Annotated in this window: 8 protein-coding genes; 5 read left to right on the forward strand and 3 right to left on the reverse strand. The window is 68.9% G+C overall.

The features are described 5' to 3' along the window. Both HUU96_RS06185 and HUU96_RS06190 read right to left on the reverse strand, forming a co-directional pair. Window positions 1–379: substrate-binding domain-containing protein (locus HUU96_RS06185; RefSeq protein WP_174291969.1), on the reverse strand; the 379-nt coding region annotated here is incomplete at its 3' end. 121 nt (window positions 380–500) lie between these two features. After that, window positions 501–3881 carry a glycosyltransferase gene (locus HUU96_RS06190; RefSeq protein WP_174291970.1) on the reverse strand — a complete coding sequence of 1127 codons (3381 nt, stop codon included), beginning with the start codon at window positions 3879–3881 and terminating at the stop codon, window positions 501–503. A gap of 164 nt (window positions 3882–4045) precedes the next feature. On the opposite strand from HUU96_RS06190, the gene HUU96_RS06195 reads away from it, so the two are divergent. From HUU96_RS06195 to HUU96_RS06205, 3 genes are all read left to right on the forward strand, one after another. After that, window positions 4046–5146 (forward strand): DUF47 family protein, encoded by a 1101-nt coding sequence (locus HUU96_RS06195; RefSeq protein WP_254605051.1) that lies wholly within the window; start codon window positions 4046–4048, stop codon window positions 5144–5146. 19 nt (window positions 5147–5165) lie between these two features. After that, window positions 5166–6164: an inorganic phosphate transporter gene (locus HUU96_RS06200; RefSeq protein ID WP_174291972.1), complete on the forward strand. Its 999-nt coding sequence runs from the start codon at window positions 5166–5168 to the stop codon at window positions 6162–6164. 63 nt (window positions 6165–6227) lie between these two features. Continuing rightward, window positions 6228–6494: a hypothetical protein gene (locus HUU96_RS06205; RefSeq protein ID WP_174291973.1), complete on the forward strand. Its 267-nt coding sequence runs from the start codon at window positions 6228–6230 to the stop codon at window positions 6492–6494. A 9-nt stretch (window positions 6495–6503) separates the two neighbouring features. Here HUU96_RS06205 and HUU96_RS06210 read toward each other — a convergent pair whose 3' ends face one another. Continuing rightward, entirely contained in the window at window positions 6504–6647 is a 144-nt protein-coding gene (locus HUU96_RS06210; RefSeq protein ID WP_174291974.1) for a hypothetical protein, read from the reverse strand. Window positions 6648–6843: 196 nt separating this feature from the next. On the opposite strand from HUU96_RS06210, the gene rimO reads away from it, so the two are divergent. Further along, window positions 6844–8193, forward strand: coding sequence for a 30S ribosomal protein S12 methylthiotransferase RimO (gene rimO / locus HUU96_RS06215; protein ID WP_174291975.1), 1350 nt, complete (start codon window positions 6844–6846; stop codon window positions 8191–8193). A 131-nt stretch (window positions 8194–8324) separates the two neighbouring features. Further along, complete coding sequence (locus HUU96_RS06220; protein ID WP_174291976.1) at window positions 8325–9710, forward strand: serine hydrolase domain-containing protein; 1386 nt, start codon at window positions 8325–8327, stop codon at window positions 9708–9710. Window positions 9711–9780: the final 70 nt, after the last annotated feature.

Here is a 9780-nt window from a genome sequence, read left to right on the forward strand (position 1 = left end):
CGGCCGCCAGCCTCGCGGCCAGCGTGCGTGCGGTCAGCCGCATCGTCGTTCCGGCCGCCGCGACGACGACCAGCCGGTTGCCGACCAGGTTGGCGCGCGTTCCCGCCGCCAGCAGGCCGCGGGCGTCGAGCCAGTCCATCCACTCCTCATCGGCGGAGGCGAACAGGTCGGCCCCTCCCCCCGCCGCTGCCTGCCGCGCCAGCACCGACGACGCTGCGAACGACAGCGCGGGGCGAGGGTGACCCGCCTTGGCCCAGGCATCGGCGGCGGCGTTCATCGACTCCTGCAGGCTGGCGGCGGCGAGGACGAGAGGGCGGTGGGGCTGGGCGGCGGCGGGTGAACACAGAAGAAGGACAAGAACGAGCGGGAGCCAATTCATCCTGCCACCCCGGCGGAGGGCGGGGCCCAGTTGGAAAGGTCGCAGTAACGAAGCGACTCGCCTTTTGATCAACGTCCCCCAACTGGGCCCCGGCCTTCGCCGGGGTGTTACCAGGGGGGTGTTACCGCGACCCACGCCCGACCCCCGCCACCGCCTGTACCCGGCCGGTACGCTGGAGCTTGCCCCAGCCGACCATGGGCCCGCGCAACGCCTGTGCGATCGCCTTGATCACGACGTAATACATGATCTGGCGATACCCCACCCGCTGCGGCACCAGCAGCCAGAGCAGCCGCCACTTCTCGCGCCGCTCCAGCGCGAACGCCACCGTCGCGGCGAGCAGGTCGATGGCGGTGAACACCAGCCAGAAGCCGAGCATGACGTAGATGTCGTGGCTGGTCTGCGCCCAGCCATGCGCCTGCACGTCGATATAGGTGACGAAGAAGCTGACGAGCAGCGCCAGGTCGATGATCGGCGAGATCGCGGCGAGCAGGATCTGGAACACGATCGCCTGCGGCAGGCCGATCCAGCCGAGCCCCGCCGGCCGGTTGCGCCCGATCGCGGCGCGGTGCTTCCACAGGCATTGCAGCGTGCCATAGGCCCAGCGGAAGCGCTGCTTGGCGAGGCCGCTCACCGTCTCCGGCGCTTCGGTCCAGGCGACGGCGTATTGATCATAGGTGATGCGCCAGCCGGCGCGCTGGATGGCGATGGTCAGGTCCTGGTCCTCGGCCAGCGTGTCGGCGGGATAGCCGCCGACCGAGGCGATCGCCGCCACCCGCCACGCGCCGACCGCGCCCGGCACGACGGTGATCGCGTTGAGCCGGCCGAGCGCACGCCGCTCCAGATTCTGCGCGGTGATGTATTCCAGTGCCTGCCAGCGAGTGATGAGGTTGACGCGGTTGCCGACCTTGGCGTTGCCCGCCACCGCACCGATCGCCGGGTCGTCGAACCAGCGCGCCAGCCGCGCGATCGTCGTCGGCGTGAACTGGGTGTCGGCGTCGAGCGCGACCACGATCGGCGCGCGCGCGATCTCCAGCCCGCGATTGAGCGCCTGCGCCTTGCCGCCATTCACCAGCGTCAGCAGACGCACGCGCGGCTCGTCGGCAAAGGCGCGGGCGACGATGGCGCTGGTCGCGTCCTTGGAGCCGTCGTCGATGACGATCACCTCGACCCTCACCTCGGTCGAGGCGAGGACGGTGCGCACCGCCCGCTCGATCACCCGCTCCTCGTTGAAGGCGGGGATCATCACCGTCACGAAACGCTCCGGGTCGATCGGCGGGAATATGGTATGATGCTCGCGCCGCGCCTGCCACAGCGCCAACGCCGACAATGTCACCGCGCGCAGGATGCCGACCGCGATCGCGACCAGGAACACATACTTCAGCGCGATGACGATGAAGCCCAGCACCATGAACAGTGCCAGGTCGATCTGCGCCGCGGCGCGGTCGCTCGACGAGATCGGCGGCATCGACTGTTCGCGGGTCAGGCCGGCAAGCTCGGACACCGGCACGAAGCTGTAGCCCAGCGCCTTCAGCCGATCGATGATGATCGGCAGCGCCGCGACCGTCTGGCTGCGGTCGCCGCCGGCGTCGTGAAGCAGGATGATGTTCTCGCTCTTCTCGGGGCTGTCGCTCTCGACCTCGCTGATCGTCGTGTTGACGATCTCGTCGACGCCGGGCCGCCGCCAGTCGCCCGGATCGACATGGAGACCCACCGAGATATAGCCCCGCCCCTGCGCGTTCGCGACCGGACCGATCTCGTCGGCGGTGCTCGGCTCGGCGTCGCCGAAATAGGGCGCGCGGAACAGCTTCAGCGTGCGGCCGGTAAACGCCTGGAACAGCCGCTGCGTCGTGTTCAGTTCGAAGCGCACCTGGCCCTGCGACACGGTGGCGAGGTTGGGATGGGTGTAGGTGTGGCTGCCGATCTCATGCCCCTCGGCGATCTCGCGCAACAGGATCGAGCGGAGCGTCAGCGCATTTTCGCCGATGACGAAGAAGGTGCCGGGCACATGCTCGCGCTTCAGGATGTCGAGGATCTGCGGCGTCCACTTGGCGTCCGGCCCGTCGTCGAAGGTCAGCGCCAGCTGCTTCGCCCGCGCGCCATAGCGTTCGAGCACATAGGGGCTCGGCATCCGGCGGAACTGGACGTCGGCGATGCTGCCGTCGGCGGCAGTCGCGATCGCCCGGACGCCGTCGGTCGGATCGGCCGCGATCTTCAGGATCTCGCCCGGCCCCTCGATGTCGACCGTGGTGCCGGCGGTGATGGTGGCGATCGCCGCGGGCGGCGGCAGCCGGCGATGATCGCGGCCGAAGATCGCCCAGACGCCCGGGTCCTCCGACCCCATCCGCCACAGCGCGATGCTGTTGACGCCGGCGTGCTGCAGGAAGGCGATCTGGTTGTACGCCGACGCGGCGTCGAGCAGCCAGATCTGGTGACGGGTCGCGCCGTCCTGATAGGCGAAGCTCATATTGCCGCTGGCCTTGTCCCAGGCGGGCCGGGTGCCGGACTCGCGGGCGTGCTGCCACGCTTCCTCGACGTCGAGCGGCTCACCGCCGCCGCCGTGCCAGTCATAGGCATAGGAGCCAAACGCGACGACCAGCTTGGCCGGCGGGATGCCGCGCGCCGAATCAGCGACCATGCGCGCGAACCAGCGCTGCGAGGCGATCGGGCCGGGCGCGCCGCCGCTTTCGTGCTCGTCATAGGCCATCAGGAAGACCTTGTCGGTCACCTGCGCGAACGCCTTCAGGTTCCAGTCCTCGTTGCCGACCGGCGCGGCGATCGCGACCACCCAGCCATGCGGCTTGAAGCGCGCCTGCGCGTCGGCGAGGAACGCCCGGTAATTGGGCAACGCAACGTCGGACAATTCCTCGAAGTCGAAGAACGCGCCACCGGCATGATTGGCGGCCAGGAAGCCCACCAGCTTGTCAAGGAACGCCCGCCGCGCCGTAACGTCGGCGAACAGCGCGGCCACGCCGGGCCCGTCCCAATTGCCGTTGAGCACGTTCTGCACCATCGGCACGATCACCGGCCGATGAACCGCGCGGTTGAGGATGCTGCGCCCGACGGGATCGCGGAACACGGTGATGCGATGCGTCGGCCCGGTGATCGACACCCAGCCGGGGATCAGCCAGTCGAGCTGCTCGACGTGCCGCTGCAGGCTCGCCCCGCTCGACTCGTCCCATGGCGTGTGAAAGGCGATGGCGAGTCCCGGATTGACACCGGCCCGCTGGCGCGAGCCGCCGCCGGGGCCGAACAGGCTGCGCGCATAATAGCCGATGTCGCGGCGGGTGCGGCGCAGGATCGCCGGGTCGTGCGGGGCCGGCAGCCCCTTCATAACCGGCCGGTCTGCCTGCACGTCGAGCAACGGTGCGGCTGGCACGACGCCGACCGAGGCGATGAACAGTGACACCGCCAGCACGATCAGCGCCACGAACGCCGCCACCGCCAGCCGGAAGCGCTGCCGCCGCCGGCCGCTGGCATCGTAGAAGATGGGGCGTTCGGCCATCGGCCATGCCATAGGCGGCAGCCGGGGCGCTTGCCAAGGCGGCACGATACACCCTCACACCGGACGCAATGCGCGAGAAGCCGCTTGGCATCGGATCGATCGTGGCTATCTGGTTCTTGCGCCACCCGAAAACAGGAACACCGCTCGTCGAACAGGTCGCCGCCCTGCCCTATCGTGTCGAAGCCGATGGCAGCGTCTGCGTCTTGCTGATCACCTCGCGCGAGACGCGGCGCTGGGTGATCCCGAAGGGCAACCCGATCGCCGGCCTAGCCCCGCACGAGGCGGCGGCGCAGGAGGCGTGGGAGGAGGCTGGACTGCGCGGCATCCCCTGTGCGGCACCGCTCGGCACGTTCCGCTACACCAAGCGGCGGCGGCGCGGCGCGATCGACGCGACGGTGACCCTGTTCCCGTTCAGCGTCGTCGAACAGCAGGACGACTGGCCCGAACGCCACCAGCGCCAGACGCGCTGGTTCACTTTGGCCGAGGCGGCGCGGGCGGTGAGTGAAACCGAACTGTCACATCTCATTGCTGGCTTTCGCGCGCCGCCTGCGCCATCTCCGCTCGCGTATCGGATGGTGCCGGCGATCCGGACGGGAATGGGGAGACGTTTCGCGATGCTAGGCTGGTTCCAGTCGCTGATGCCCAAACAGGGCCGCTTCTTTGATCAGTTCGAGGCCCATGCGGTGACGCTGGTGGCCGGTGCCGCCGCGCTCGCCCGCCTGCTCCACGCCGAGGGCGATCTGGACGACCAGATCGCCGAGATCGTGCGCCGCGAGCAGGAGGCGGACGACATCACCCGCGACGTGCTGCAGGACGTCCGCCGCGTATTCGTGACGCCGTTCGACCGCAGCGCGATCATCGCCCTGGTCGGCGTCATGGACGATGCCATCGACCAGATGAACGGCACCGCCAACTCGATCCGGCTATATGAGGTGACGCAGTTCGAGGCGGGGATGCGCGACATGAGCGGCATCATCGTCGAGGCGGCACGCCTGACCGCGGAGGCGATCCCGCTGCTCCGCTCACTGGCGGCGAACGCGCCGCGGCTGCACGAGCTGACCGCGCGCATCATCCAGATCGAGGGGCACGCCGACGAGATTCATGACGCAGGGCTGCGGGCGCTGTTCAAGATGCACGGCGAGCCCGGCGGCAACCCTATGGCGTTCATCATCGGCCGCGAGATCTACAGCCATCTCGAACGGGTGGTCGACAAGTTCGAGGATGTCGCCAACGAGATCCAGGGTCTCGTGATCGATCACGCCTGAGCGGCCTGGGGCACCAGCGATGATCTCCTTCACCCTGCTCGTCTGCCTGATCGGCGTGGCGTTGTTCTTCGACTTCCTCAACGGCCTGCACGACGCCGCCAACTCGATCGCGACGGTGGTGTCGACGCGGGTGCTCAAGCCCGAATATGCGGTGGTGTGGGCGGCGTTCTTCAACTTCGTCGCGTTCGCGGTGTTCGGGCTGCATGTCGCCGAGACGGTCGGCAAGGGCATCGTCGACGCGCAGATCATCGACGCGGCGGTGATCTTCGCCGCATTGGTGGGAGCGATCGTCTGGAACATCGCGACCTGGGTGCTGGGCATCCCGTCGTCGTCGAGCCATGCGCTGATCGGCGGGCTGCTGGGCGCGGGGCTGGCCAAGGTCGGGCTGAGCGCGGTGGTGTGGTCGGGCGTGATCAAGACGGTCGCGGCGATCTTCGTGTCACCCGCGATCGGCCTGGTGCTGGCGCTGACGCTGGTGCTCGTCGTCGCATGGAGCAGCCTGCGGCTTACCCCGCTGGCGGTCGACAAGCGCTATCGCAAGCTGCAGCTTGTCTCGGCGGCCGCCTATTCGCTCGGCCATGGCGGCAACGATGCGCAGAAGACGATGGGGATCATCACCGTCCTCCTCTATTCGCAGCACATGCTCAGCGGCAAGTTCGCGGTGCCGCTGTGGGTGGTGCTGGCCTGCCAGGCGGCGATGGCGCTCGGCACGCTGTCGGGCGGGTGGCGGATCGTCCATACCATGGGGTCGAAGATCACCCGGCTGACCCCCGCGCAGGGCTTCTGCGCGGAGACGGGCGGCGCGATCACGCTGTTCCTGGCCAATATCGGCGGCATCCCGGTGTCGTCCACGCACACCATCACCGGCGCGATCGTCGGCGTCGGTGCGAGCCGGCGGGTGTCGGCGGTGCGCTGGAACGTCGCGTCGAGCATTGTCGTCGCCTGGTTCGTCACCCTGCCCGCCGCCGGGCTGATCGCGGCGCTCGCCTTTTACGCGACGCGGCTGATCACGCGCTGATCGACGGGAACCAGCAGCGGCCGGCACCGGTTGGGACGGCAACTGATAAAAGGGTCGTCATCGATGTCACACATTCCCTCCTCCGCCATGCCGCACGCCAAGGCTCACGAGTCCGCGCCCGAACCTGCGCCCGCGATCCAGCAGGCCCCGTCTCAGCCCCGATCGAAGCCCTTCCCCTGGCTGGCGCTGGCGATCGGCGGCGCGCTGGCGGCGGGAACGGCGCTGACCGTGGCGTCGGTGCTGCGCAGGCCGGCAAAGCCAGCCAAGCGGAACACCAGCAAGCGCTCGACCGGGCCGCGCAAGCCCCGCGCCAAGAAGGCCGACGCCTAGACCAGGGGCTCAGCCGCGCAGTTCGGCGAGGCGGCGGTTGAACTGTTCCGCCAGCAGCAGCCGCCTGGCCTGCGCGGCCGGAGTGATCGCGCGAGCGGCGGCGCGCTGCTCCTCGCTGGCGCGGCGTGCATAATAACGAAGATCGGATTCCATTGCCCCGTCCCGACCGGCCGATGCCGCACTCGCGTGCGACTCGCGTTTGTTCAAGGAGTTGTGAGTAGCTGATCGAGATTAGCTTTCCATCCCAGCGCACGGGTTTTCCGACGAAGCGTTCCCGATCGGGGACGATGGGCGGCCGTCCTGCGGCAAGCTGGCAACACCGCGCGTTCGCGCCTATGTGCTGCCGCTCATGGCCACCGTCCTCCCCTCTCCGCCGCGCGTCGGCATGGTGTCGCTCGGCTGCCCCAAGAACCTGGTCGACAGCGAGCGCATCCTGACGCGGCTGCGCGCCGACGGCTATCGCATGTCGCCAGACTATGCCGGCGCGGACGTGGTGCTGGTCAACACCTGCGGCTTTCTCGACAGCGCCAAGGAGGAGAGCCTGGAGGCGATCGGCGAGGCGATCGCCGAGAATGGCCGCGTCATCGTCACGGGCTGTATGGGCAAGGAGGCGGAGGCGATCCGCGCCCGCTTCCCGCAGGTGCTCGCCGTCACCGGCGCGCACCAATATGAGCAGGTGGTCGAGGCCGTGCATGTCGCCGCGCCCGCCGCGCGGTCGCCGTACCTGGACCTCGTACCTGGGGGGGCGGTGGAAGACACCGACCTCAAGCTCACCCCGCGCCACTACAGCTACCTGAAGATCTCGGAGGGCTGCAATCACCGCTGCTCGTTCTGCATCATCCCGTCGCTGCGCGGCGATCTGGTCAGCCGCCGGCCCGACGCGATCCTGCGCGAGGCGGAGAAGCTGGTCGCGGCGGGGACGAAGGAGTTGCTGGTCATCAGCCAGGACACTTCGGCCTATGGCATCGACATCCGCGACGAACCGCGGCTGTGGAGAGGGGCGCAGGTGCGCCCGCACATGACCGACCTGGCGCGCGAACTCGGCCGCATCGCGCCATGGGTCAGGCTCCACTATGTCTATCCTTACCCGCATGTCGACGCGGTGATCCCGCTGATGGCCGAGGGGCTGGTGCTCCCCTATCTCGACATCCCGTTCCAGCATGCCGCTCCCGCCGTCCTCAAGCGGATGAAGCGGCCGGCGAACGACGCCAAGGTACTGGAGCGTATCCACGGCTGGCGGCGGGTCTGTCCGGACATCGCCATCCGCTCGACCTTTGTGGTCGGCTTTCCCGGCGAGACCGAGGCGGATTTCGAGTATCTGCTCGACTGGCTCGACGAGGCGCAGCTCGACCGCGTCGGTGCCTTCCGCTTCGAGCCGGTCGCGGGGGCGAGCGCCAATTTGCTGCCCGACCCGGTGCCCGAGGCGGTGAAGGAGGAGCGCTACGCCCGCCTGATGGCACGCACCGCGGCGATCAGCGCGGCGAAGCTGGCGGCGAAGGTCGGCCGTACCTTGCCGGTCATCATCGACGAGGTAGGCAAGGAAGGCGCGACCGGCCGCTCCGCCGCCGACGCGCCCGAGATCGACGGCGCGGTGTTCCTGCGCGACGCGGCGTATCTGGCGGTCGGCGACATCGTGCCGGTGGCGATCGAGGACGCCGACGAGCATGATCTGTACGGGGTGCCCGTCGAAACCGACTAGGCTGCCCTCACCTTCCGGCGCTATGCGCCTCCCTTCCTCTCCCACTGGAAGAGGTGAGGAGGCGCCACCGGCGGCGGGAAGGGTGAGGGTAGCGCTCGACGGACGCTACGGCTCATGGTTATGATCCTGCCATGATCCGTTCGTTTCTTGCCGCCGCCCTGCTCTTACCCTGTTCCGCCGCCGCACAGGACCTCACCCCCGCCGAGACCGCCAGGGTCGAGACCATCGTCACCGCCGCGCTGGCCAAGACCGGCACGCCCTCGGCATCGGTGGCGATCGTGCGCGGCGGCCGGCTGGTCTATGCCCAGGCCTGGGGCAAGGCGTCGGAGACGCTGCCCGCCACCGCCGCCCTGCCCTACCAGATCGCCTCCAACTCCAAGCAGTTCACCGCCGCCGCGATGCTGCTGCTCCAGCGCGACGGAAAGCTCAGCCTCGACGATCATGTGGTCAAGTACCTGCCCGGCATCACCGGAGGCGACCGCATCACCTTGCGCCAGCTGCTCAGCCACACCGCCGGGCTGCAGGATTACTGGCCGCAGGATTACGCGTTCGCGGCGATGGCCCGGCCGGTAACGCCGCAGGCGATCGTCGACCGCTGGGCCAGGAAGCCGCTCGACTTCGCGCCCGGCACCCAGTGGCAATATTCCAATACCGGCTATGTCGTCGCCGGGCTGATCGTCGAGAAGGTGGCGGGCGAGCCGCTGCTCGCATTCCTGCAACGCCGCATCATGACGCCGCTGGGCATCGCCGCGGTTGACCAGGACCTCGCGGTCGGGCCGCGCTATCCGGTCGGCTATCAGCGGTTCGCGCTCGGCCCGGTCCGGGTGGAGCGGCCGGCGGCACGCGGCTGGCTATTCGCCGCCGGGGAGCTGGCGATGAGCGCGCCCGACCTCGCCAAATGGGACATCGCGCGGATGAACCGCGCCCTGCTCGACCCCGCCGACTGGCGGGCGCAGGAGACGGAGGTGAAGCTCGCCGACGGCGGCGGCACCGGCTATGGCTTGGGCGTCGACCTCGGTAGCCGCGATGGCCACCGCTTCGTCGAGCATAATGGCGAGGCGGTCGGGTTCCTGACCGAAAACATCGTCTTCCCCGACGACAAGGTGGCGGTGGTCGTCTTCACCAATGCCGATTTCGGCGACGCCTATGCATCGATCGGGCGCGACGTGTCGCGGGTCGTGCTAGCGTCAAAGGCGATGACTGGCGAAGCGGCGATCACCGCCCAGGCGCGGCGGGTGTTCGACCAACTGCGCGCCGGCACGCTTGACCGGTCGGTCATGACGGCCAACTCCAACGACTATTTTACCGCCACGGCGCTGGGCGATTACCGCACGAGCCTCCGCGCGCTCGGCGAGCCGTCGAGCTTCGTCCTCGCCCATCCGGCGCGGCTGCGCGGCGGCTTCGTCAACCGGGTGTATAGCGTCACGTACCCCGACCGGACGCTCAGCATCGTCACCTATGCCGAACCCGGCGAGCGCGGCCGCTACGAACAGTTCCTCGTGCAGCCGGCCAACTGAGATGGACTTCGCGCCCCTCCTCACCGCCGACCGCGGCCAGCCCGCTCACCCGATCGAGGTAATCGCCCCC

Source organism: Sphingomonas bacterium, from assembly GCF_903644135.1.
In the GTDB taxonomy this organism is placed as follows: domain Bacteria; phylum Pseudomonadota; class Alphaproteobacteria; order Sphingomonadales; family Sphingomonadaceae; genus Sphingomonas.

Excerpts from the sequence above, each read along its gene's own strand:
- HUU96_RS06190 (WP_174291970.1), bottom strand. The coding sequence starts at position 3,881 with ATGGCCGAACGCCCCATCTTCTACGATGCCAGCGGCCGGCGGCGGCAG.
- HUU96_RS06200 (WP_174291972.1), top strand. The coding sequence starts at position 5,166 with ATGATCTCCTTCACCCTGCTCGTCTGCCTGATCGGCGTGGCGTTGTTC.
- HUU96_RS06205 (WP_174291973.1), top strand. The coding sequence starts at position 6,228 with ATGTCACACATTCCCTCCTCCGCCATGCCGCACGCCAAGGCTCACGAG.
- HUU96_RS06210 (WP_174291974.1), bottom strand. The coding sequence starts at position 6,647 with ATGGAATCCGATCTTCGTTATTATGCACGCCGCGCCAGCGAGGAGCAG.
- rimO (WP_174291975.1), top strand. The coding sequence starts at position 6,844 with ATGGCCACCGTCCTCCCCTCTCCGCCGCGCGTCGGCATGGTGTCGCTC.
- HUU96_RS06220 (WP_174291976.1), top strand. The coding sequence starts at position 8,325 with ATGATCCGTTCGTTTCTTGCCGCCGCCCTGCTCTTACCCTGTTCCGCC.